Source organism: Bradyrhizobium sp. FW305-F6, assembly GCF_058782905.1.
The window spans coordinates 86,636-109,662 of the sequence record NZ_JBYSYD010000001.1; the positions used below are offsets into that span (position 1 = coordinate 86,636).

Sequence of the window (23,027 nt, forward strand, 5' to 3'; positions counted from 1 at the left end):
TATGAGCACGCGGGCCTTCATTACCGGCGTATCCGGAACGGAACTGACCGCCGCCGAGCGGGAGTTTATCCGCGACCAGCGCCCATGGGGCTTCATCCTGTTCAAGCGCAATGTTGCAACACCGGCGCAAGTGGCTGCGCTGGTTGCGGAATTGCGTGCAGTCGCCAATGCTCCCGACGCGCCTGTCCTGATCGATCAGGAGGGCGGACGGGTGCAGCGGCTCGGCCCGCCGCACTGGCCGGTCTATCCGCCGGGCGCCGTATTCGCGACCTTGTACGACAATGATTCGGCTTCCGGGCTCACCGCGGCCCGCCTGAGCGCCCGCCTCATCGCGGCCGATCTCGCCGATCTCGGCATTAACGTGGATTGCCTGCCGCTCGCCGATGTGCCGGTGCCGGGCGCCGATGCCGTCATCGGGAACCGGGCCTACGGCACCGAGCCGGGCAAGGTCGCCGCGATTGCCCGAGCTGTCACCGAGGGCCTCGAGCAGGGCGGGGTGCTGCCGGTGCTCAAGCACATCCCCGGCCACGGCCGGGCCACCGCGGACACCCATTTCAAGCTGCCGACCGTGGATACGCCGAGGAGCGAGCTGGAACGCACCGACTTCGCCGCGTTCAAGCCGCTGGCGCACCTGCCGATGGCCATGACTGCACATGTTGTGTTTAGCGCGTTCGACCCCGCCCATCCGGCGACGACATCTGCGACAATGATCGCTGACGTGATTCGCGGCGCAATCGGGTTCCAGGGTTTGTTAATGAGTGATGACGTGTCGATGAACGCGCTGTCGGGGAATATCGCCGAGCGGACCCGCGCCATCTTCGCGGCCGGCTGCGACGTGGCCCTGCATTGCAACGGCAACATCGAGGAGATGCGCGAGGTCGCCGGCCAGACGCCTGAATTGTCGGGCAGGGCTTTGGAGCGGGCGAACGCCGCGCTCGCCGCACGCAAGCCGCCGCAGCCGTTCGACCGCGCGGCCGCGCGCGCGGAACTGGACGCATTGATCGCACGGGCAAACACGGCATCGGCATGACCGCAGAAATCCTTTCGTTCGAAACCGGGCGGCCCGCAGAGCTCGCCGAGGGTGAGCCGGCGTTGGTGGTGGACGTCGAGGGCTATGAGGGCCCGCTTGACCTTTTGCTCGCGCTTGCACGGCAGCAGAAGGTCGACCTCGCCAAGATCTCGATCCTGGCACTCGCCGACCAGTATCTCCATTTCATCGAGGCTGCGCGAAAGATCCGGCTGGAGCTGGCCGCCGACTATCTCGTCATGGCGGCGTGGCTCGCCTTCCTGAAGTCGCGCCTGCTTTTGCCGGAGCCGCCGAGTGCGGAAGGCCCGAGCGCCGAGCAGATGGCCACCGCGCTCGCCAACCGCCTGCGCCGGCTGGAAGCCATTCGCGAAGCCGCCAACCGGCTGATGAACAGGCCGCAATTGCAGCGCGACATCTTCCCGCGCGGCGAGCCCGAGCAGATAGCCGAGATCAAGCATCCGAAATATACCGCGACGCTGTACGACCTGCTCACCGCCTATGCCGCCCAGCGCCAGTCGCGCGTGCTGGCGAGCGTGCATCTGGCCAAGCGCACGGTGTGGTCGCTCGCCGAGGCGCGCGCCACGCTGGAGCGGCTGGTCGGCAGCCTCAACGAGCAGGACGATTGGGGCGTGCTCGACGATTTCCTGATCCGACATGTCGCCGATCCGACGCAGCGCGCAACGGTGTTCGCCTCGAGCTTTGCCGCCGCGCTCGAACTGGTGCGGGAAGGTCAGCTCGAGCTGAACCAGAAAGAGGCGTTTGCGCCGATCTATTTCCGGAAGGGGCGCCCAAAGCCGGTCCCGGACGCAGCTCCTGCGCCTGATGCGCCGGTCGCCTAAGTGCAAGAAGGAGAATCTACCATGGCAAGCCTGGCTGAAATGCGGGTAGAAGAGGCCGAGCCGATGGAGAACGAAACCCAGGCTCGTCCAGAGGAATTGCGGCTGCTGGAAGCGCTGCTGTTCGCGTCGAGCGAGCCGCTGGATACCGCGACGCTCGCCAAGCGCATGCCGGAGGGCGTCGACGTCAAGGCCGCGCTCGAGCAGCTCCAGGCCGACTACGCCTTGCGCGGCGTGAACCTGGTCCGCGTTGCCAACAAATGGACCTTCCGCACCGCCGGCGATCTTGCCTGGCTGATGACGCGCGAGAGCACCGAGACCCGCCGCCTGTCGCGCGCCGCGATCGAGGTGCTGGCGATCATCGCCTATCACCAGCCGGTGACGCGCGCCGAGATCGAGGAGATCCGCGGCGTCGTCACTTCAAAGGGCACGCTCGACGTTCTGCTGGAGACCGGTTGGATCAAGCCGCGTGGCCGGCGCAAGACGCCCGGCCGTCCCCTGACCTTCGGCACCACCGAGGAGTTCCTGTCGCAGTTCACTCTGGAACAGCTCGGCGATCTGCCCGGCCTGGAGGAACTGAAAGGGACGGGCTTGCTGGATTCGCGCCTGCCGACCGGCTTCAGCGTGCCGACTCCGTCCGATGACCCGGCCCTGCGGGAGGATGAGGATCCCTTGGAACCCGGCGACGAGCTGGATCTTGCGCTCGCGCCTGCGGTCGAACCCGAGACTGCGGAAGCGGCACCGGAAGGCGGCCACGAAAATGGCGGCGAGGGTCGCAGCGATGGCGGCGCTGAGGACTGAGGCACCGTCTCTCTGGGCCCCTGCGACAGGTTAACACTAGCAAGATTGCGTAGCACCAGCAGCGAATTGGCGCTGCCTTGGTCCTTGTTTTTGACACCCGCCAAGCCTAGGTTTCGGTGAAGATCGGCCGGGTCCCCGGCCATGCGCGTTTGGAGGGTTGCAGGATGGGTTCACTCAGCATTTGGCACTGGATCTTGGTGATCGCAGTGGTCCTGCTGCTGTTCGGCCGCGGCAAGATTTCGGATCTGATGGGCGACGTGGCGCAGGGCATCAAGGCGTTCAAGAAGGGCATGCAGGACGAGGACAAGCCCGCTGACAAGCCCGAGCCGGCGAAGTCCATCGAACACAATGGCGCGCCGACCGCAACGCGGTCCGACGTCGGCAGCAAGGCCGTCTGAGCCGGAAGAAGCACGCGAGACGCGGGTAGAGCGGCCCCGATCCTGCGCGCGAGGGATTGGGCCGGCTCCGGCTGGCGTGAACGGAAGACTTTATGTTCGACATCGGGTGGAGTGAACTGGTCCTCGTCGGGGTCGTCGCCCTGATCGCCATCGGCCCGAAAGAGCTGCCGGGCGTGCTGCGCATGGTCGGGCAATGGATGAGCAAGGCCCGCAAGATGGCCGCCGAATTCCAGGGTCAATTCCAGGAAGCGATGCGCGAGGCCGAGATGGCCGACCTCAAGAAGAGCTTCGACGAGGTCAAGGAAGCCGCGACCGGCTTCAATCCACTGACCTCGCTCCAGAAGGATGTCAGCGACGCGCTCCGCGTCGATGCGCTGGACAAGCCCGCCGAGACGTCGGCGACGACCGTCGTCGAACCGCCGTCCACACCCACGACTCCGGAAACGCTGACACCGGAAACCTGCGTCGAGGCCGAGGCGCATGCAGCCGTCGACGAGCCGCTCGCGATCACCCGTGAGGTCGAGCAGGCACCCGTGGCGCAGGACACCGCGCCATCCGAGGCGATCAAGGACGCCAAAGCGTCATGACCGACGCCGACATCGAAGCCAGCAAAGCCCCGCTGATGGACCATTTGATCGAGCTGCGTTCGCGGCTGATCAAGGCGTTGCTCGGCTTCGGCATTGCCTTCATCTTCTGTTTCTTCTTTGCCAAGCAGATCTACAACGTGCTGGTCTGGCCGTTCGTCTGGATCGCCGGCCCCGAGAATTCCAAGTTCATCTACACGGCGCTGCTGGAATATTTCATCACCCAGTTGAAGCTGGCGCTGTTCGGGGCCGGCTTCATCTCGTTCCCGATCGTGGCGACGCAGATCTACAAATTCGTGGCGCCCGGGCTCTACAAGCACGAGAAGCAGGCCTTCCTGCCGTATCTGGTCGCGACCCCGTTTTTCTTCGTGCTGGGCGCCGCGCTGGTTTATTTCGTCGTGCTGCCGATGCTGGTGCGCTTCTCGCTCGGCATGCAGCAGGCCGGCGGCGACGAGACCGCGCAGATCCAGCTTCTGCCCAAGGTCGGCGAATATCTGTCGCTGATGATGTCGCTGATCTTCGCTTTTGGCATCGCCTTCCAGCTGCCGGTGATCCTGACGCTGCTCGGGCGGATCGGCATCGTCAGCTCGAAGATGCTGCGCGAGAAGCGCCGCTATTTCATCGTCCTGGCCTTCGTGATTGCCGCCGTGCTGACGCCGCCCGACGTGCTCAGCCAGTGCTCCCTCGCATTTCCGCTGATGGCACTCTATGAGGGTTCGATCCTCGCGGTGGCGATGGTGGAGAGGAAGGCGGCAGCCGCGCAGACCGCGACCGGCACCGACGTGTCGACGCCCGCCAATCCGGCGGAGTAGGGCGGCTAGCTCCACTGTCATTCCCCGCGAAGGCGGGGAATCCAGTACGCCCCGGCCTCACAAGGGATCACTGACGTCTCTGGAATACTGGATCATCCGCCTTCGCGGATGATGACAGCTGTGCTAGGGGGAGCGGCCATTTGCATGAATGCAAATCAGAATTTGCAGACTTGCAACAAGCCAGGACCAGAGCCATGCACGACATCAAAGCGATCCGCGACAATCCGCAAGCCTTCGATGCCGGCCTCGCGAGGCGTGGCTTGAAGCCGATGTCGGGCTCGCTGCTGGCGATCGACGAGAGGCGTCGTGCGGCGATTCTCGCCTCCGAGCAGGCGCAGGCACGGCGCAATGCGGCGTCGAAGGAAATCGGAGACGCCAAGAAGGCGAAGGACGAGGCGCGTGCCGCCAAGCTGATGGCGGAAGTCGCCGAGCTCAAGACCTCGATGCCGGAGCTCGAAGCCGCCGCAAAGGCTGCCGACGACGAGCTGGCGAAGGAGCTGTCGGCAATTCCGAACATCCCGTTCGACGACGTGCCCGACGGCGTCGACGAGCACGGCAACGTGCAGCGCCACGTGTACGGCAACAAGCGCAACTACAGCTTTGCGCCAAAACTGCATGATGATCTCGGCACCGCGCTCGGCTACATGGATTTCGAGGCGGCGGCAAAGCTCTCCGGCGCGCGCTTCGTCGTGTTGAAGAAGGGGCTGGCGCGGCTCGAACGCGCGATCGGCCAGTTCATGCTCGATCTGCACACCACCGAGCACGGCTACACCGAGATCAATCCGCCGCTGCTTGTGCGCAACGAGGTGATGTTCGGCACCGGGCAATTGCCGAAATTCGAGGACGATCAGTTCTGGGCGATCAAGGGCGAGCTGCTCGCTTCGCCCGACCATGAGCGGTTGAAGACCGAGCGCCTCGGCCTGATTCCCACGGCAGAAGTCTCGCTGACCAATCTCGCGCGCGAATCCATCCTCGATGAGAAGCAGCTGCCGATGCGCCTCACGGCGCTGACGCCGTGCTTCCGTGCCGAGGCGGGCGCCGCGGGCCGCGACACGCGCGGGATTATCCGCCAGCACCAGTTCACCAAGGTCGAGCTGGTCTCGATCACGACGCCGGAAGCGAGCAAGGACGAACTGGAACGGATGCTGTCCTGCGCCGAGCAGGTGCTGCAGAAGCTCGACCTGCATTATCGCGTGATGACGCTCTGTGCGGGAGATATGGGTTTCTCGGCGCAAAAAACCTATGACATCGAGGTCTGGATGCCCGGGCAGGGCGAGGGCGGGGCGTTCCGCGAGATCTCGAGCTGCTCGGTCTGCGGCGACTTCCAGGCCCGCCGCATGGATGCGCGCTCGCGCGGGCCCGACGGCAAGCCGCGCTTCGTGCACACGCTGAACGGCTCCGGCACCGCCGTCGGCCGCGCGCTGATTGCCGTGATGGAGACCTATCAGCAGGAGGACGGCTCGATCGCGGTCCCTGACGTGCTCCAGCCCTATATGGGCGGGCTGAAGGTGATCGGCCGCGAGTAGGCTTGCGCAGATCGGTCGGCCGGCTATCCTGCCGGCCACCCGCCAACGCGAACCCACCGGTCATGGCCTTGCACCGCGACATCTTCTGGGTCGGCCGACAATGGGCCGTAACGGGCGCCGGGATCCAGGCCATCGATCAGCGCCTGCGCGGCGTGCTAGACATCGAGATCGCCCGGCTTTGGGACGACGATCTCGTGCGGAGCCGGCGGTCCAAGCCCGGCGTCAATGCTGCCGACTTCGACAAGGCGCTGGCAGTGGCGCGCGAGCGCTTTCCGCAGCCGCCGGAGTCGAATCCGCTCGTGGCGCAGTTGGAAGCGCTCGGCGTGATCGAGGCTCCGGTCATCAGTCCGGCCGTGCCGGCGATGAAGCTGCGTGCGGAGGGCCGGCTGGCGCGCTTCCTGCCGCAATGGCGCATCCGAGGGTAACGGGATCAGGCCGGGAACCAGCCGCCCGACCGCAATCGTCCGGTTTGCCTGTTCGGCCCCGGCCAGATAAGACGGCTCAGACCCGTTTTTTTGGAAACGAACCTTTCGCATGCGCATTCTCTGCACCAATGACGACGGCATTCATGCTCCCGGCCTCAAGGTCGTGGAGGAGATCGCGCGCGCCTTGTCCGATGACGTCTGGGTGGTGGCGCCCGAGCTCGACCAGTCCGGCGTGTCGCATTCGCTGTCGTTGAACGACCCCTTGCGCCTGCGCGAAGTCGGCCCTCGCCATTTTGCGGTGCGCGGTACGCCGACGGACTGCGTCATCATGGGCGCCCGCCACATCCTCGGTGCCAAGCTGCCTGACATCGTGCTGTCCGGCGTCAACAAGGGCCGCAACGTCGCCGAGGACGTGGTCTATTCCGGCACCATTGCCGGCGCGCTGGAGGGGACCATCCTGGGGCTGCCGTCGTTTGCATTGTCGCAGGAGTTCAGCGTCGAGACCCGGGAGCGCCCGCCGTGGGACACCGCGCGCAAGTTCGGGCCCGACATCCTGCGCAAGGTGATTGCCGCCGGCGTTCCCAAGGACACGGTGATCAACGTCAACTTCCCGTCCTGCGCGCCCGAGGAGGTGCAGGGCGTCCGTGTCACGCGGCAGGGCAAGCGCAATCTCGGCTTCCTCAAGATCGATGAGCGCAGGGACGGCCGCGGTAATCCGTATTTCTGGATCGGCTTCGAACGGACTGCGATGCTCGACACGCCGGACGCCGGCACCGATCTGGCGGCGCTGCGCGAGCGCTACGTTTCGGTCACCCCGCTCAGGCTGGACCGCACCAATGAGGCGTTTTCGGAGCAGCTCGGCGCGACCCTGAAATAGACCTAGCCGCCGCGAAGCGCGGCCTCGATGGTCCTGCTGAGCGCGTCGAGCTGGAACGGTTTCTGAAGCGCCGGCCGGTCGCGGTACTGTTCGGGCAGGCCGGAGGAGCCGTAACCGGTAGCGAAAATAAACGGGCGACCCTTCGCCATGATGACATCGGCCACCGGCGAGATGACCTTGCCGTTGACGTTGACGTCCAGAATGGCGAGGTCAAATTCGGTCGATTGCGCAAGCCGCATGGCATCATTGATGTCGCCGGCCTCGGCGGCAACCCTGTAGCCCAGCTCCTCGAGCATGTCCGCGACCATCATTCTGATCATGACCTCGTCCTCGACGAGGAAAACAGAGCGGCCCGAAAGCCCTGTCGCAGTCATAGGTGAGTCCTTGCCCATTTTCGCGAACGTTCGCAGATAACGATAAGTGGCGCAATGCGCGTTTCAGCGAAGGCAAATTCGCAAATGACTTAGCGCTTTGAAAGCCTGTTGTGGTCAAATGCCGCGTCGAAAGGTTACCACGAGTTCCTGAGCCGGAACAAGATTCCCAGCTCAGGTCCCTGCGGTGCAGACAAAGCCGCCAGACGAAATGAGCGATAGTAGCCATGACTTCCCACGAGCCGCCGCCGGAAAAGATGATGTTTCAGCTCACGCTGAGGCGCCGCGGCATCAGTGACCAGGCCGTGCTGCGGACCATGGAGGAGGTGCCGCGCGATCTCTTCGTGGAGGAGGCCGATCGCGATGGCGCCTATCGTGACAGCGCGCTGCCGATCGCTTGCGGACAGACCATCAGCCAGCCCTTCGTCGTCGCCTACATGACCGAGCAACTCCAGCTCCAGAAGCAGCACCGGGTGCTCGAAATCGGCACTGGTTCGGGCTACCAGGCCGCCGTGTTGTCGCGGCTCGCCGGCCAGGTGCTGACCGTCGAGCGCTATCGCAAGCTCGCCGACACGGCACGCGCCCGGCTCGAGAAGCTTGGTTGTCACAATGTCGAGGTGATGCTCGGCGACGGTCTCGATCTGCCGCCCAATATCCGACCGTTCGATCGCATCATCGTCACCGCCGCGATGGAGCATATCCCGGAGAACTTGGTCGAGCGGCTGGAGCTTGGGGGGATCCTGATCGCCCCCGTCGGCCCGCATCAGGGCGTACAGACGCTGATCCGCCTGACCCGCACCGAAACCGGATTCGAGCGCAGGGAACTCGTCGAGGTCCGCTTCGTGCCGGCGCTGCCCGGCGTGGCGCGGGAATTGTAGAATCCCGGATCGGCTGTGCGGCCAACATCTTATCGGAGGGTTAAGCCGTTATTTACTCGGCGCGTGTTTACTTAAAACACCAGTTCTGTTGCGTACGAGTGAGTAACCATGTCCGCTGTCGCCGAGTTGCTTTACTCGCGCCGCGTGCCGCAGGTCGCGGTGCTGGCGCTGATCTCCTTCAGCTTTGCAGGGTGCAGCGCCGACATGTCGTCGCGGCTGTCCCAGTCGAACTTCTCCAATCCCTTCGCGTCCGAACAAACCGGTTCGGTGCAGCAGGCGCCGCCGCAGCAGCCGCGCGAGCTGCCGCAATATGCGCGGCCGCAGACGCAGCCCGGATATTACCAGTCGCAGCCGCTGCCTCCGCCCGCTGTCGCTGCTCCGCAATCCTATCCCGTGACTTCGGGCGGAGGCGTATCCGGAGGCGGCCGCGGCGTCAGCTCCTATGCGCCGCCGGCGCAGCCGCACCTGGAGACCACGGCCACGGTGCCGCCGCGCTCTGTCGCGGCTGCCCAGCCGGCGGGCGGTACCAAGATCATCGTCGGCACCAGCGATACGCTGGACGTGCTCGCGAAGCGTTACCGCGTCACGCCGCAGGCAATCCTCGCGGCCAATGGCTACAAGGGCCCGCGGGCGCTCTCGCCCGGCCAGCAGTTGATCATCCCGTCGGCGGCGACGGCCGCTGTGCCGGCGCCTGCGATGGCTCCCGTTGCTGCCGCGCCTGCTGCCAAGCCCGTCGTGGCCATGGCTGCGCCGGCGAGCACCCATTTCGTCAATAAGGGCGATACGCTCGCCAGTATTGCCCGCAAGAGCCATATCTCGACAGCTGATCTCGCCCGCGCCAACGGGATCGATCCGTCCGCAAAACTCAAGCTCGGCACCAGGCTGACCGTGCCCGGTGCCAAGACCGCTGCCCTCGCGGCGCCAGCGGCTCCGGTCGCAGCTGCTCCCGTGGCGACGCTCCAGCCCGTCGCGGCCGCTCCCGCGCCCGCCACCAAACTGGCTGCCGCCGCGCCGGTGCAAAGCGCGCGTCTGGCGCAGGCGACTGCCAATGTCGAAGAGAAGCCCGCCGAGACGCCGGCGAAGGCTGCGGACGCCACCGGTGCGCTGCCGACCTTCCGTTGGCCGGTGCGTGGCAAGGTGGTCACGACCTACGGCGCCAAGACCAATGGAAAGTCCAATGACGGGATCAATCTGGCGGTGCCCGAGGGCACTCCGGTCAAGGCGGCTGAAGACGGTGTCGTCGCCTATTCCGGCAACGAGCTGAAGGGTTACGGCAATCTCGTCCTGGTTCGGCACTCCAACGGCTACGTCACCGCATATGCCCATGCGAGTGAGCTGTTGGTGAAGCGCGGCGATACCATCAAGCGCGGTCAGGTCATTGCCAAGTCGGGTCAATCCGGGGAGGTGGCGTCGCCGCAGCTCCACTTCGAGATCCGCAAGGGATCGAGCCCGGTTGATCCGCTTCAATTCCTGAACGGGGCGTGAGGCCGACAGGGCTTCCGCGCGAAAGCTGTCGTCGCCCGGCTTGACCGGGCGACCCAGTACGCCGCGGCCTCTCGATTCATTACGACAGTCTCTGGAATACTGAATCGCCCGCCTTCGCGGGCGATGACGGTTGTGGGTGGGGTGAAAGCTCGCCTTACTTCGCCGTCAGCTTCACGCCGAGCCGTCCCGCTAGCTCCTGCACGAACTGCCAGGCGACGCGGCCCGAGCGCGAGCCGCGCGTGGTCGACCATTCCAGCGCCTCGCGCTCCAGTGCCTCATCGTCGACCTCGATGCCGAAATGGCTGCAATAGCCGCGCACCATCGCGAGGTATTCGTCCTGGCTGCAGCGATGGAAGCCGAGCCAGAGGCCGAAGCGATCCGATAGCGAGACCTTCTCCTCGACCGCTTCCCCCGGATTGATCGCGGTCGAGCGCTCGTTCTCGATCATGTCCCGCGCCAACAGATGGCGGCGGTTCGAAGTCGCGTAGAGGATGACGTTGTCGGGCCGGCCTTCGATGCCGCCTTCGAGCACGGCCTTGAGCGACTTGTAGGACGCGTCGTTGCCGTCGAAGGAGAGGTCGTCGATGAACACGATGAAGCGGAAGCTGGCGTCGCGGAGCTTCTCCATCAGCATCGGCAGCGTTTCGATGTCCTCGCGGTGAATCTCGATCAGCTTGAGTTTGTCGGCGGCCTTGCGCTCGGCATTGATGCTGGCATGCGCGGCCTTTACCAGCGACGACTTGCCCATGCCGCGCGCGCCCCACAGCAGGGCATTGTTGGCGGGCAGGCCATTGGCGAAGCGCTCGGTGTTCTCCATCAGGATGTCGCGCATCCGGTCGACGCCCTTGAGGAGGAACAGTTCGACGCGGCTGACCCGCGGCACCGCAGCAAGGCGGCCGTCGGGGTGCCAGACATAAGCATCCGCCCGTTCGAACGATTCGGGCTCAAGGGCTGGGCGGCCCTGGGCGGAGAGGTGTGCGGCAATGGTCTCCAGCGCGCGGACGATGCGCTCCTGGGCAAGGTCCGGGGCGACCTCGGTGATCGCTTTGGAGGCTGCCGTGGGGCGTTTTGCCGCGAGGCGCGCGAGCTTCCTGGCAGGGGTGCGGGGGCCTTTGCCGGCCGGGCTTTTGCTGAGCTTTTTGGGCATGTCCGAAGTTCCTGAGAACGCAGCCTTATCGGGCCTCGCGGCCTGCCGCAAGGTGGGCCAAAAGGGCGGTCTGGCAGCGTTGCAATTGGGGCAATGGCCGCTATAGTCCGCGCGAATTTGACCGAACCGGTCGCCTTCGAGGGCCTGACCGGCTTTCCCCCGTTCTCACGAGGATCGTCCGAATGTTCATTACCCCTGCGTATGCCCAGGCTGCGGCCGCCGGCGACACCAACAGCATGTTGATGTCGCTGCTGCCGTTCGCCCTGATCTTCGTGATCATGTACTTCCTGATTCTGCGTCCACAGCAGAAGAAGGTCCGCGACCACGCAGAGCTCGTGAAGAACATCCGCCGCGGCGACACCGTCGTGACCTCGGGCGGCCTCGTCGGCAAGGTCACCAAGGTCGTCGATGACGACCAGATCGAGTTCGAGATTTCCGACGGGGTGCGCGTGCGGCAAATGCGCCAGATGATCTCCGGGGTACGCGCCAAGGGTGAGCCGGCCAAGGAATCCAAGGATAGCAAGGAAGCCGCCAAGGACGACGCCGCGTCGAAGTGAGCGCTTCCGCGAGCATCTCAAGTCTCCCGATCTGACAGGTCCAGTCGATGTTGTATTTCACGCGGTGGAAGGCGCTCGGGATCATCCTGACGGCGCTGATCGTGTGCCTCTGCGCGGTCCCGAACTTCTTCCCGGAGTCGCAGGTCAAGACCTGGCCCGCCTGGGCGCAGCGCCGGCTGGTGTTGGGTCTCGACCTTCAGGGCGGCTCCTCACTACAGCTCGAGGTCGATGCCGGCTATGTGAAGAAGCAGAGGCTCGATCAAATCCGCGGCGATGCACAGAAGGTGCTGCGCGATGCGCGGATCGGATTTACCGGCGGTATTGCTGTGCGAAACGATGCCGTCGAGGCACGCATCACCAAGGAATCCGATCTGCAAACTGCGCTATCCAAGCTGCGGGAGCTGTCGCAGCCATTGGGCGGTCTGATGGGCTCCAGCGGCCAGCGCGACCTGGACGTGACCGATGCCGGCGGCGGGCTCATCCGCCTGACCATCCCTGAGGCCGCGATGCTCGATCGCCTGCGCAAGACCATCGAGCAGTCGATCCAGATCGTCGAGAAGCGCGTCAACGAGCTCGGCACCGTCGAGCCTATCATCCAACGTCAGGGTAACGACCGCATCCTGGTGCAGGTCCCGGGTCTCCAGGATCCGACGCGCCTGAAGGAGCTGCTCGGCAAGACCGCGAAGATGGAATTTCGCATGGTCGACACCTCCGTGCCGCCGGATCAGGCGCAAACGGGCAGGGTGCCGCCGGACTCCGAGCTGCTGATGAGCGCATCGCCGCCGCCCACGCCCTACGTGGTCAAGAAGCAGGTGCTGGTCGCCGGCGGCGACCTGACCGACGCCCAGGCGAGCTTCGACCAGCGCACCGGCGAGCCGGTCGTCAGCTTCAAGTTCAACACCTCGGGCGCGCGCAAATTCTCGCAGGCCACACAGGAGAATGTGGGCCTGCCGTTCGCGATCGTGCTGGACAACAAGGTGATCTCGGCGCCCGTCATCCGCGAGCCCATCACCGGCGGCCAAGGCCAGATTTCCGGCAATTTCACTGTGCAATCGGCCAACGATCTCGCGATCCTGCTGCGTGCCGGCGCGCTGCCTGCGCCGCTCACGGTGGTCGAGGAACGCACCGTCGGTCCGGGCCTCGGCCAGGACTCGATCGACAAGGGCGAGCTTGCGGCCTATGTCGGATCGATCTTGGTGATCATCTTCATGCTGCTGACCTATCGGCTGTTCGGCGTGTTCGCCAACATCGCGGTGGCGATCAACGTCGCCATGATCTTCGGCCTGTTGTCGCTGCTCAGCGCCACGCTGACGCTGCCTGGAATCGCCGGCATCGTGCTCACCGTCGGCATCGCGGTGGACTCCAACGTGCTGATCTACGAGCGTATCCGCGAGGAGCTGCGCGGCGGGAGAAGCCCGATCTCGGCCATCGACGCAGGCTTCAAGCGCGCGCTTGCGACCATTCTCGATTCGAATGTCACCACCTTCATCGCCGCTGCCGTGCTGTTCATGATCGGCACCGGACCGGTGCGCGGCTTCGCTGTAACGCTCGGTATCGGCATCATCACCACTGTGTTCACCGCCTTCACCATGACCCGCCTGATCGTCGCGTGGTGGGTGCAGTGGAAGCGGCCGAAGACCGTGCCGATTTGATAATTCGAGGCCGGCTGTGACCACTACTCAACTCGTTCTCATCTCCCTCGGCATCCTGATTGCCGTTCTGACCGTTGTCAGCGTGCTCGGCCTCTTGCCGTCGCTGCGCATCGTGCCGGACGATACGCATTTCGACTTCACCCAGTTCCGCCGCATCTCGTTCCCGATCTCGGCGACGCTCTCGATCGTCGCCATCGTGCTGTTCTTCACCCATGGCTTGAACTTCGGCATCGACTTCAAGGGCGGCACCTTGATGGAGGTGCGGGCCAAGGCGGGCCCTGCCGATCTTGCGCAGATGCGAACGACTCTTGGCGGCCTCGGCCTTGGCGAAGTCCAGTTGCAGCAATTTGGCGGCCCCGCCGACGTGCTGCTTCGTGTTGCCGAGCAGCCGGGCGGGGACAAGGCGCAGCAGGCCGCGGTGGACAAGATCCGCGGTGCACTCGGCGAGTCCGTCGAGTATCGCCGCGTCGAGGTGGTGGGTCCGCGTGTCTCCGGCGAGCTACTGGGTTGGGGCATGGCCGGCCTGATGCTCGCGATCATCGGGATCCTGATCTATCTCTGGTTCCGGTTCGAATGGCAGTTCGCGCTTGGCGCCATGATCGCCAACGTGCACGACATCGTGCTGACGATCGGATTCATGTCGATCAGCCAGGTCGATTTCGACCTGACCAGCATCGCGGCGCTGCTGACGATTCTCGGCTATTCGCTCAACGACACCGTCGTCATCTACGACCGGATCCGCGAAATGCTCCGACGCTACAAGAAGATGCCGATGCCGCAGCTGCTCAACGAGTCCATCAACTCGACGCTCTCGCGCTCGATCATCACCCACGTCACGGTGACGCTGGCCTTGCTGGCGCTGCTGCTGTTCGGCGGTCACGCCATCCACAGCTTCACGGCGGTGATGATGTTCGGCGTCGTGCTGGTCGGCACCTACACCTCGATCTTCATCGCGGCGCCGATCCTGATCTACCTCGGCGTCGGCGAGCATCGCGAAGATGCGGCGGATACGGCGACGCCGGCGAAGAAAAGCAAGGCATGATCCGAACCTCATGCCCTCGCAGGCGTTTGCGAGGGCAGTAAGCCCATTCGGACGAGGCTCATGGCCGGCGATCCCAACGCTCCGCATTTCCCGCGCTCGGCGCCGATCGAGGCCTATGGCAAGGGCGGCTTCGCGTTCGCCGGCATGTCGCACCGGGGCTCGCTGCTGTGCCTGCCCGACGCGATCTGGGCCTGGGACGTGACCGCCCCCGACAAGATCGACCGCTATTCACTCGATCGCGTGTTCACGGCGGCCAGCAGCATCGACACGCTCTTGGTCGGCACCGGCACCGGGCTGTGGCTGCCGCCACCGGAGCTGCGACAGGCGCTCAAGGCGGTCGGGGTCGTGCTGGACACGATGCAGACCGGGCCGGCCGTGCGCACCTACAACATCATGATCGGCGAGCGGCGGCGGGTTGCCGCCGCGCTGATCGCCGTGCCATGAGCAGCCCGCCGCCGCCATCCGACTCCGCCGCCTTCTGCGCCGATCTCGTGCGCAGCCATGACTTTCCCCGCTACGCCGCGACCCTGTTCGTGTCGGCCGCCGAGCGGCGCGCACTGCAGGCGCTGTACGCCTTCAACGTCGAGATCGTCCGCGTCCGCGACCAGGTGAGCCAGCCCTTGCCCGGTGAGATCCGCCTGCAATGGTGGACCGACATGCTGTCGGGCCATGTCCACGGCAGCGCGGAGGGCAATCCGGTCGCAGCCGAGCTGCTCCGCGCGATCCGAGATTTCGACCTGCCGGTCGAGCCGCTGTCGCTGCTTGCCGAAGAGCACCAGTTCGATCTCTACAACGATCCGATGCCGACCATGGCGGCGCTGGAAGCTTATCTGGCCGCGACCTCTTCGGCTCTATTCGGTCTGGCGGCCCAGGTTCTGGGACCGCGGTCGGAGGCGGTCGAGCATCTCGCCCGCCATGCCGGCCTGGCGCAGGGTATCGTGCAGGTCATCGCCAACTTGCCGCGCGATGCCGCACACCGGCAATTGTTCCTGCCGCAGCAGGTGATCGAGAAGCACGATTGCAGCATGGAGGACGTCTTCGCCGGCGAGGAGACACCGAGCCTGCATGCCGTCCTGGAGCAGCTTGCCGGCGAGGCGCGGCAGCACGTGACCACGGCCCTGTCGCTGCTGCCGCAGGTGCCGGCATTGGTGCGTCCTGCCTTTCTGTCGTTGAGCCAGACGCGAGCCGACCTCAAGCGCCTGTCGCAGCCCGGGCGCAATCCGTTCGCGCCGCAACCGCCCTCGCGGCTGCGCACGCTGTGGACACTGTGGCGGGCTTCACGTTCGCGGGAATTTACCAAATAGCGGTTGGCTTATCGCCCGAGCCGGGCCAATGCTCTATGCTGTCCCATGGCTGACTTGTCCGACATCACGTCCCTTGACCTCAGCGGCTTTCCGGTCGCACCGGAAGACATTCACGCGGCCGCCAAGATCATCCAAGGCGCCGTCGTCCAGACGCCCTGCAGCTACAGCCGCACGCTGAGCGGCATCTGCGGCTGCGACATCTGGCTCAAATTCGAGAACCTCCAGTTCACCTCCTCGTTCAAGGAGCGCGGCGCGCTCAACCGGCTCACCGCTTTGATGCCGGAAGAGCGTGCGCGAGGCGTGATCGCGATGTCCGCGGGCAATCATGCGCAGGGCGTCGCCTACCACGCCAAGCGGCTCGGCATTCCCGCCACCATCGTGATGCCGATCGGCACGCCGATGGTGAAGATCGAGAACACGAGGCATCACGGCGCCGAGGTGGTGGTCACGGGCGCGACACTGGAAGAGGCGGCCGGCTTTGCGCGGAGCCACGGCGAAGCGCACGGCATGATCTTCGTCCACCCTTACGACGATCCGCTCGTGATCGCGGGGCAGGGCACGATCGGGTTGGAAATGCTCAAGGCGGTGCCGGAGCTCGACACGCTGGTCGTCCCGATCGGCGGCGGCGGGCTGATCAGCGGCATTGCCATTGCCGCAAAGTCGATCAAGCCGTCGCTGCGGATCCTGGGCGTCGAGGCCTGGCTCTATCCCTCGATGTACAACGCCATCCATGGCGGCAATCTGCCGGCGCGCGGCGATACGCTGGCCGAGGGCATCGCGGTGAAATCGCCGGGCCGGATCACCACCGAGATCGTCCGCAGCCTCGTCGACGACATAGCGCTCGTCAACGAAGCCGAGCTCGAACGCGCGGTCGCGACCCTGATCTCGATCGAGAAGACCGTGGTCGAGGGGGCCGGCGCCGCGGGCCTCGCCGCGCTGATGTCTGATCCGTCCCGTTTCGCCGGCCAGAAGGTCGGCCTGGTGCTGAGCGGAGGCAACATCGATACCAGGCTGATCGCCTCCGTGCTCACCCGCGAGCTCGCGCGGGAGGGGCGGCTGACGCAGCTCTCGCTCGATATCCCCGACCGGCCGGGGCAACTGGCCGCGGTCGCGGCGCTGCTGGCCGAGGCGGGTGCGAACATCATCGAGGTCTCGCATCAGCGGACCTTCTCCGACCTGCCGGCCAAGGCGACGCTGCTGCAGCTTGTCATCGAGACCCGCGATGCCGCCCACCTCGACCAGGTGATGGCCAGGCTCAGTGCGTCCGGACTGAGCGCGCGATGCACCTGAGCGGCGCGGACACTACCGCGACGGCAGACCCTTTAGATGCACGATAAGCCGGTCGACCTCGGCTTCCGTGTTGTAATAATGCGGTGATGCCCGCACCACATTCGGCAACGCGCGACGTTCGGCGTCGATGCGCGTGCTCGACGGATCGGACGCGCCGATCGTGATCCCGGCTGCAGCGGCGCTGGCAACGATGGCGTCCGCCTCATGTCCCTTCATCGTGAAGCTGACGATGGCCCCGGGCGCGCGCCCGAGGTCGCAAATGGTGATGCCAGGAAGCGCCGCGAGGCCGTCGCGAAGTCGGCCAGCCAGCATGCGGCAGCGCTGTTCGATGGGGGCGATGCCGATTTCAAGGGCGTAGTCGACAGCTGCTCCCAACCCCAACCGGGCTGCGTAGTTGTTCTCCCAGGTCTCGAAGCGGCGGGCATCGTCGCGCAATTGATAGCTGTCCCGCGAGACCCAGGGCGCTGCGAAATGGTCGATCATCGGTGGCTCGAGTTGCTGCAGCATGTTCCTGCGAACGTAGAGAAAGCCGGTGCCGCGCGGGCCGCGCAGGAACTTGCGGCCCGTGGCGGACAGCATGTCGCAGCCGATGGCTTCGACGTCGACCGCCATCTGCCCGACCGCTTGGCAGGCGTCGAGCAGATAGGGAATGCCATGCGCCCGCGCGATCCTGCCGATCGCCGCGGCTGGATTGACCAGCCCGCCATTGGTCGGCACCCAGGTGATCGCGATCAGCTTCACCCGGTCATCGATCATCCGTTCGAGCGCCTCGATATCGAGCTCGCCGCTGGCATCGCTCGGCACCACATCGATGACCGCACCGGTTCGTTTCGCGACCTGAAGAAACGCAACATAATTAGCAGCGTATTCCGCTTCGGCGGTCAGGATCCGATCGTCCTTGCGGAACGGAAGCGAATAGAACGCCATCTGCCAGGCAACTGTCGCGTTCTCAACCAGCGCGATCTCGTCGGGCGCGGCGTTGAGCAGACGCGCGACTGAGCCATAGACTGCATCGAGCCGCTCGGCCTCGCGATCGGCGGCGGAATAGCCGCCGATCGCGCTTTCGAGGTCGATATGCTGCTTCATGGCAGCGGCGACGGGGGTCGGCATCAGCGCCGCGCCGGCGTTGTGGAGATAGGCGATCCGGGAGGCCGCTGGCGTGTCGGCACGTATTCGGTCGAGGTCGATCACTGACGCCCTCCATTCTTGCAACCCATGAATTAGGCGCGTTGCCGACCGCGAGCAAGATGAGCCCGCCTCAGATGCAAAGCCCCAGCAGCTTGACGTGACAATTGCTGGACTTTGGCTTGCTGGCCGGAGCGACCTCCCGCTTCACAGCAACGACGGGCTCCTTGTCGTTTTTCTTGCCTTTGCCCTTCGGCGCGTAGTCGCCGGCGATGACCATGGCCCAATAGGTGCGCTTGCCACTCGCATTCCTGGCGCTGGCGATGCCGACGCGGGAAGCGTTGCGCAGCAGCAGGTTCTTGCGGTGCCCGGAGGAGTCGATCCACTGGCCCAGTGTCTTCTCGAAATTGTCGTAGCCGTAGGCGATGTTCTCGGCGGCCCGGCCCGCGCCGGCCGGGGCGACGCGGCGGTTGAACGGCCCGAGTGCGTCGTGGCTGAGGTCGTCCTTGGCCGCCATCGCGCGGGCCTGGTCCATCGCGATGCGGTCGAGCGTGGCGTCGCGGACGACACGGGGCTCGCCGTGCTTGAGACGGAAGCTCGAGATCAGCTCGGCTGGCGAGTCCGCCAGCGCAGGGGCGCCTGCCAACAGCAGAAGGCCGGCGATCAAGCCGCCAACCACACGATGCATCACCGTCCCCCGAGCGCCCATCATCCGTGCCGACCTTGCGTTATCGCAGCGCTTCTCCATCGCCAATGTGGACGCTTCAAGGCACAGGCTCTGCGCTAGCGCGTCGGCAGGTCCGCCTCGAAATTGAAGCGGTCGCGCAGGTTCTTGCGCTGCTCCAGGATGTCCTTGAGGAAGGCTCGGTCCTGCTCGTTCTTCATCATCGGCTCGATCAGATCGAGCTGGTTCATGGCGACCAGTTGCAGGACCTCGGTGCGCGGCTCGCCGCTGTTATTGCGGGGCAGCGCATGCACGACCTGGATGTGCTCGGGCGGCTTCGGTCCCTTGGCGGCGGCAAGCTCGCTGCGGAGCTGGCCCTCGAGCGCGGCCTGATCGGCTTCGACGAAGGCATAGAGCCCGACGCCGGAGCGGCGGTCGGCGAAGGCGACGATGGCGGTATCGCGCACGGCAGGATTGCGGCGGATCAGCTCGGCGAGCACCGGCGCGTCGTTGACGAGCCGGCGGCCGCCGCCCTCGCGGTCGGTGAAGTTGAACAGCCCGCGGGTGATGGCGCGATAGACCTTCTTGCCGGTGGCGAGCCAAAGGCGCGCGGCGAGCGACTTCTTCGCCAGAATCTTCCGCTCCCGCGGCGTCAGGGCCTCCGGCGCGTAGGAGCGCTTGTGCTTGAGCAGGTGTCGGAGGTCTTCATAGGCCAGGATGCGATAGAGCCGGCCGCGGCGGTCGAAGCAGGCCGCGAGCTGGAAGTCGGTCACATAGGCGCGGCCGTCGCGGCCGACCAGCCAGTTCTGTTCCTTGGCCAGATCGTTGTGGCAGATGCCGGCGCGGCGCAGCCGGCGCAGCACGGCTTTCGCCGATCGGAAATAGGCGAGATTGCCATGGGGCTTGGCCAGATGCAGCGCGACGCCATCGACAAAGCCGCGCACCAGCGCCCGCCGTCCGGCCCACAGCAGCTCAGGCCCGACGTCGAGACCCTTGGCAAGCGCCAGCGCGTGCTTCTCGCGCGCGAACAGATGGCGTGCCAGCAGAAGCGACCACCAGGGCACTTCGTCGAGCCGGCGCAGCACCGCGTCGGTCTCGCCGCTCTCGGCGCGGAAGCGACCGCGCTCGACGGTGGAGAACACGTCGCGCTTGAGCAGCACGCCCTCGGTCCAGCGCGCCGACAGCTCTGCGGCGTCGTCTTTGGGGAGACTCATCGAAGACTCATGCGGCGGCGGCAATGCGCAGGTGATCTGCGATCCAGCGATCGAGATCGGCGAGCGCCCGCGCGCTCAGCGCCTGCTTCTTGGCCACCGTCTTCTCGTTGCCGCGCAGCCGCGTGCCGTCGGGCTTCTTCGTCGGGACCGTCGCGAGCGGCGGGAACAGGCCGAAGTTGACGTTCATGGGCTGGAACGAGCGCGTGCCCGGCTCGATGGTCTCGATATGGCCGCCGGTGATGTGGCCGAGCAGCGATCCGAGCGCGGTCGTGCTGGGCGGGCTGACAAGCGCCTCGCCGCGCGCGTCGGCCGCGGCATAGAGACCGGCGATCAGGCCGACGCTGGCCGATTCCACGTAGCCCTCGCAGCCGGTCATCTGGCCGGCAAAGCGCAGCCGTTTCTGTGCGCGCAGCCGCAATTGGGTGTCGAGCAGCTTTGGCGAATTCAGGAAGGTGTTGCGATGTAGGCCACCCAGGCGCGCGAACTCGGCTTTTTCCAGTCCGGGAATGGTGCGGAAGATGCGCTGCTGCTCGCCGTATTTCAATTTCGTCTGGAAGCCGACGATGTTGTAGAGCGTGCCGAGCTTGTTGTCCTGGCGGAGCTGCACGATCGCATAAGCCTTGGTGGCGGGATCGTGCGGATTGGTGAGGCCGACCGGCTTCATGGGGCCATGGCGTAGCGTCTCGGGGCCGCGCTCCGCCATCACCTCGATCGGCAGGCAGCCGTCGAAATAGGGAGTGTTGGTCTCCCATTCCTTGAATTCGGTCTTCTCGCCTGACATCAGCGCGGCGACGAAGCCGTCATACTGCTCCTTGGTCATGGGACAGTTGATGTAGTCGGCACCGTTGCCGCCGGGGCCGACCTTGTCGTAGCGCGACTGGAACCAGGCCACCGACATGTCGATGGATTCGCGGTGCACGATTGGAGCGATGGCGTCGAAGAAGGCGAGCGCATTCTCGTCGGTCAGCTCGCGGATGGCATCGGCCAGCGGCGCCGAGGTGAGGGGACCGGTGGCAACGATGACGTTGCCCCACTCGGCCGGAGGCAGACCCGCGATCTCGCCGCGTGCGATCTCGATCAGGGGATGGTCGTTGAGCGCCTTGGTGACCGCGGCGGAGAAGCCGTCCCGGTCGACAGCCAATGCGCCGCCGGCGGGCACCTGGTTCGCATCGGCGGCGCGCATGATCAGCGAGTCGAGCCGCCGCATCTCGGCGTGCAGGAGGCCGACGGCGTTGTTTGCGGCGTCGTCCGAGCGGAACGAATTGGAGCAGACGAGCTCGGCGAGTCCATCGGTGCGATGCGCCTCGGTCATGCGGGTCGGCCGCATCTCGTGCAGCACCACCGGCACCCCGGATTTCGCTACCTGCCAGGCAGCCTCAGAGCCGGCAAGGCCGGCGCCGATAACGTGGACGATGTTGGATTGGGGTCCTGTCATGGGGCGGACAGGTAGCGCTTTTCTGCGGCGAGTGGAATCGCCGAGATCGAGTTTTCTGCCACCGGATACGACAACGCCCGCACGAGGCGGGCGCTATCGGGTCGTCCGGTTAGGGCTGAGCGATATCAGCCCTGATACTGGCCGGCGGCAACGCGCGGGATGTCCGAGCGATCGAGGCCGATATCGGCCAGTTCGCGATCGCTGAGCTGGGACAGCTCGGCAACATTGCGCTGATAGTCCCGGAATGCCTGGATCATGCGGATGAGCGAGAGCAGCATTGGTAGTCTCCTGTAGTTCGATTCAGCTCTTGCCCGAGCCTCATCGTTGAAGTGAATATAGATGAGAGTGGTGCGATGCGAAAGTTCCTATGTTGCGATGCAGCTAAGCGATGAGCGCATAGCGAAGGTAACGAACGATTAACTGGTAGGCGCTCCCGCCCAAGGCTTGGTCAGGAATGCTTTGGATCAGCGCTAAGCGCCCGTAAAATAACGGGTTTAGGTCGATGCCTGACCTCGATTAGTTAGGAAATAGTTCGTCTGAGCACGGTAGGCAAGCTTGAGAAGTAGCTTGTAAACCCAAGTCACGCCCGCGTGATTCGCATGGGAGCCGATGCTTGTTTATGAATTTGAATTCAGTTTTATGCCCGCGCGGATAGGAGAGTGCTGCGTCGGAAGCCGCGCGTCGGGACAGTGAAAGATTCGTCGTCGGCCGGCTGGCCTCTAGGGAGCGCGGGCGAGCTGGGTGGCGAAATAGGCCACGGTCTTGGAATAGACCTCGCTCTTGTTCCACTGCTTGAGCACGTCGAAGTTTGGACTGCCCGGCTGCCAATCCTTACCCTTCTGCCAGCCATAGCCGGCGAGATAATTGGCGGTGGAGGCCAGCACGTCCGGCACATTATGCAGAAGATCGCGCTTGCCGTTGCCGTCGAAATCGACGGCGTACTTCATCCACGACGACGGCATGAACTGGGTCTGGCCGAGCTCGCCGGCCCAGGCGCCCTTCATGTCGGCAGGCGCCAGATCTCCGCGCTGGACGATGCGCAGCGCATCCAGCAGCTCGGCGCGAAACTGCTCGGATCGACGGCAGTCATAGGCCAGCGTCGCCAGCGAGCGGATCGTTGCGAACTTGCCGGTGTTGACGCCGTAGTCGGTCTCCAGTCCCCAGATCGCGACCAGCACTTCGCCGGGAACGCCATAGGCCTGCTCGATGCGCGACAGCACCGAGCCGTATTGCTTCATCCGGTTCGAGCCACGCTCCAAGCGCGGCGGCACCATGCGGCCTGAGAACTCCTCGAATGTCTGGCTGAAGACTTTCTGGGAGCGGTCGCGGTTGATCACGTTTGGATCGAGCGTCACGCCGGCGAGCGCGGTGGCGATGACCTGCTGCGAAATACCTTTGGTAGCCGCGTCGGTTTTGAGATCCGCAAGCCAGGCGTCGAAATTGCCAGAGCCGCAGGCGGCCGCGGCGGAAGCCGGCTGGACTGAGATTAGGAACGCGGAGAGGGCGAAGGCTGCAAGAGCAAGACGAGAAATCGTCGGAGTCATCAGCTGAAATGGATTCTGTGAATTGATCTGACC

25 protein-coding genes are annotated in these 23,027 nt (G+C 65.2%); 17 read left to right on the forward strand and 8 right to left on the reverse strand.

From position 1 onward, the window contains the following. Nucleotide 1: 1 nt before the first annotated feature. The 9 genes from nagZ to surE all read left to right on the forward strand — a co-directional run bounded on the left by nagZ (nucleotide 2) and on the right by surE (nucleotide 7,286). On the forward strand, nucleotides 2–1,030 hold the full coding sequence (gene nagZ, locus AC3WLX_RS00390) for a beta-N-acetylhexosaminidase (RefSeq protein WP_492334288.1): 1,029 nt from the start codon (nucleotides 2–4) through the stop codon (nucleotides 1,028–1,030). Then, on the forward strand, nucleotides 1,027–1,866 hold the full coding sequence (locus AC3WLX_RS00395; RefSeq protein ID WP_028179491.1) for a segregation and condensation protein A: 840 nt from the start codon (nucleotides 1,027–1,029) through the stop codon (nucleotides 1,864–1,866). The genes nagZ and AC3WLX_RS00395 overlap by 4 nt, the downstream gene beginning before the upstream one ends. A 21-nt stretch (nucleotides 1,867–1,887) precedes the next feature. Next, nucleotides 1,888–2,664 carry an SMC-Scp complex subunit ScpB gene (scpB, locus tag AC3WLX_RS00400; RefSeq protein ID WP_291626902.1) on the forward strand — a complete coding sequence of 259 codons (777 nt, stop codon included), beginning with the start codon at nucleotides 1,888–1,890 and terminating at the stop codon, nucleotides 2,662–2,664. 164 nt (nucleotides 2,665–2,828) lie between these two features. Beyond that, nucleotides 2,829–3,062, forward strand: a complete 234-nt coding sequence (locus tag AC3WLX_RS00405; protein ID WP_291626904.1) for a twin-arginine translocase TatA/TatE family subunit — start codon at nucleotides 2,829–2,831, stop codon at nucleotides 3,060–3,062. Nucleotides 3,063–3,154: 92 nt separating this feature from the next. Further along, a complete protein-coding gene (tatB, locus tag AC3WLX_RS00410; protein ID WP_492334289.1) occupies nucleotides 3,155–3,649 on the forward strand; it encodes a Sec-independent protein translocase protein TatB in 495 nt (164 codons plus the stop codon). Continuing rightward, on the forward strand, nucleotides 3,646–4,458 hold the full coding sequence (gene tatC / locus AC3WLX_RS00415) for a twin-arginine translocase subunit TatC (RefSeq protein WP_291626909.1): 813 nt from the start codon (nucleotides 3,646–3,648) through the stop codon (nucleotides 4,456–4,458). The genes tatB and tatC overlap by 4 nt, the downstream gene beginning before the upstream one ends. 194 nt (nucleotides 4,459–4,652) lie before the next feature. Continuing rightward, nucleotides 4,653–5,984: a serine--tRNA ligase gene (serS, locus tag AC3WLX_RS00420; RefSeq protein WP_492334290.1), complete on the forward strand. Its 1,332-nt coding sequence runs from the start codon at nucleotides 4,653–4,655 to the stop codon at nucleotides 5,982–5,984. A gap of 62 nt (nucleotides 5,985–6,046) precedes the next feature. Then, nucleotides 6,047–6,409 (forward strand): hypothetical protein, encoded by a 363-nt coding sequence (locus AC3WLX_RS00425; protein ID WP_492334291.1) that lies wholly within the window; start codon nucleotides 6,047–6,049, stop codon nucleotides 6,407–6,409. A gap of 109 nt (nucleotides 6,410–6,518) precedes the next feature. Further along, nucleotides 6,519–7,286 carry a 5'/3'-nucleotidase SurE gene (gene surE, locus AC3WLX_RS00430; RefSeq protein ID WP_492334292.1) on the forward strand — a complete coding sequence of 256 codons (768 nt, stop codon included), beginning with the start codon at nucleotides 6,519–6,521 and terminating at the stop codon, nucleotides 7,284–7,286. Nucleotides 7,287–7,288: 2 nt separating this feature from the next. Here surE and AC3WLX_RS00435 read toward each other — a convergent pair whose 3' ends face one another. Beyond that, a complete protein-coding gene (locus AC3WLX_RS00435) occupies nucleotides 7,289–7,660 on the reverse strand; it encodes a response regulator (RefSeq protein ID WP_492334293.1) in 372 nt (123 codons plus the stop codon). Nucleotides 7,661–7,884: 224 nt separating this feature from the next. On the opposite strand from AC3WLX_RS00435, the gene AC3WLX_RS00440 reads away from it, so the two are divergent. Together AC3WLX_RS00440 and AC3WLX_RS00445 are read left to right on the forward strand one after the other, a co-directional pair. Then, nucleotides 7,885–8,535, forward strand: a complete 651-nt coding sequence (locus AC3WLX_RS00440) for a protein-L-isoaspartate(D-aspartate) O-methyltransferase (protein ID WP_492334294.1) — start codon at nucleotides 7,885–7,887, stop codon at nucleotides 8,533–8,535. Between the two features lie 108 nt (nucleotides 8,536–8,643). Further along, entirely contained in the window at nucleotides 8,644–10,020 is a 1,377-nt protein-coding gene (locus tag AC3WLX_RS00445; RefSeq protein WP_492334295.1) for a peptidoglycan DD-metalloendopeptidase family protein, read from the forward strand. A 154-nt stretch (nucleotides 10,021–10,174) separates the two neighbouring features. Here AC3WLX_RS00445 and AC3WLX_RS00450 read toward each other — a convergent pair whose 3' ends face one another. Further along, nucleotides 10,175–11,167, reverse strand: a complete 993-nt coding sequence (locus AC3WLX_RS00450) for an ATP-binding protein (protein ID WP_492334296.1) — start codon at nucleotides 11,165–11,167, stop codon at nucleotides 10,175–10,177. Between the two features lie 182 nt (nucleotides 11,168–11,349). On the opposite strand from AC3WLX_RS00450, the gene yajC reads away from it, so the two are divergent. Genes yajC through AC3WLX_RS00480 form a run of 6 tightly spaced genes read left to right on the forward strand, consistent with a single transcriptional unit; the run spans nucleotide 11,350 to nucleotide 17,012 of the window. Next, on the forward strand, nucleotides 11,350–11,724 hold the full coding sequence (gene yajC, locus AC3WLX_RS00455; RefSeq protein ID WP_492334297.1) for a preprotein translocase subunit YajC: 375 nt from the start codon (nucleotides 11,350–11,352) through the stop codon (nucleotides 11,722–11,724). Between the two features lie 47 nt (nucleotides 11,725–11,771). Continuing rightward, complete coding sequence (gene secD / locus AC3WLX_RS00460; protein WP_492334298.1) at nucleotides 11,772–13,376, forward strand: protein translocase subunit SecD; 1,605 nt, start codon at nucleotides 11,772–11,774, stop codon at nucleotides 13,374–13,376. Between the two features lie 16 nt (nucleotides 13,377–13,392). Next, entirely contained in the window at nucleotides 13,393–14,418 is a 1,026-nt protein-coding gene (gene secF, locus AC3WLX_RS00465; protein ID WP_291626542.1) for a protein translocase subunit SecF, read from the forward strand. A 60-nt stretch (nucleotides 14,419–14,478) separates the two neighbouring features. After that, nucleotides 14,479–14,862, forward strand: coding sequence for an Mth938-like domain-containing protein (locus AC3WLX_RS00470; RefSeq protein WP_492334299.1), 384 nt, complete (start codon nucleotides 14,479–14,481; stop codon nucleotides 14,860–14,862). Further along, nucleotides 14,859–15,722: a phytoene/squalene synthase family protein gene (locus tag AC3WLX_RS00475; protein ID WP_492334300.1), complete on the forward strand. Its 864-nt coding sequence runs from the start codon at nucleotides 14,859–14,861 to the stop codon at nucleotides 15,720–15,722. The genes AC3WLX_RS00470 and AC3WLX_RS00475 overlap by 4 nt, the downstream gene beginning before the upstream one ends. Nucleotides 15,723–15,767: 45 nt before the next feature. Then, nucleotides 15,768–17,012, forward strand: coding sequence for a threonine ammonia-lyase (locus AC3WLX_RS00480; protein ID WP_492334301.1), 1,245 nt, complete (start codon nucleotides 15,768–15,770; stop codon nucleotides 17,010–17,012). Nucleotides 17,013–17,024: 12 nt separating this feature from the next. On the opposite strand, the gene AC3WLX_RS00485 is transcribed toward AC3WLX_RS00480, so the two are convergent. The 6 genes from AC3WLX_RS00485 to AC3WLX_RS00510 form a co-directional block, all read right to left on the reverse strand. After that, nucleotides 17,025–18,203 (reverse strand): aminotransferase class V-fold PLP-dependent enzyme, encoded by a 1,179-nt coding sequence (locus AC3WLX_RS00485; RefSeq protein ID WP_492334302.1) that lies wholly within the window; start codon nucleotides 18,201–18,203, stop codon nucleotides 17,025–17,027. 67 nt (nucleotides 18,204–18,270) lie between these two features. Then, nucleotides 18,271–18,825: a CAP domain-containing protein gene (locus AC3WLX_RS00490; RefSeq protein ID WP_492334303.1), complete on the reverse strand. Its 555-nt coding sequence runs from the start codon at nucleotides 18,823–18,825 to the stop codon at nucleotides 18,271–18,273. A 95-nt stretch (nucleotides 18,826–18,920) separates the two neighbouring features. Further along, nucleotides 18,921–20,015 (reverse strand): serine/threonine protein kinase, encoded by a 1,095-nt coding sequence (locus AC3WLX_RS00495; RefSeq protein ID WP_492334304.1) that lies wholly within the window; start codon nucleotides 20,013–20,015, stop codon nucleotides 18,921–18,923. 7 nt (nucleotides 20,016–20,022) lie between these two features. After that, nucleotides 20,023–21,450: a methylenetetrahydrofolate--tRNA-(uracil(54)-C(5))-methyltransferase (FADH(2)-oxidizing) TrmFO gene (trmFO, locus tag AC3WLX_RS00500; protein WP_492334305.1), complete on the reverse strand. Its 1,428-nt coding sequence runs from the start codon at nucleotides 21,448–21,450 to the stop codon at nucleotides 20,023–20,025. A gap of 125 nt (nucleotides 21,451–21,575) precedes the next feature. After that, nucleotides 21,576–21,728 (reverse strand): DUF1127 domain-containing protein, encoded by a 153-nt coding sequence (locus AC3WLX_RS00505; protein ID WP_007590701.1) that lies wholly within the window; start codon nucleotides 21,726–21,728, stop codon nucleotides 21,576–21,578. Nucleotides 21,729–22,169: 441 nt separating this feature from the next. After that, complete coding sequence (locus AC3WLX_RS00510; protein ID WP_291628620.1) at nucleotides 22,170–22,994, reverse strand: lytic murein transglycosylase; 825 nt, start codon at nucleotides 22,992–22,994, stop codon at nucleotides 22,170–22,172. Nucleotides 22,995–23,027 lie beyond the last annotated feature (33 nt).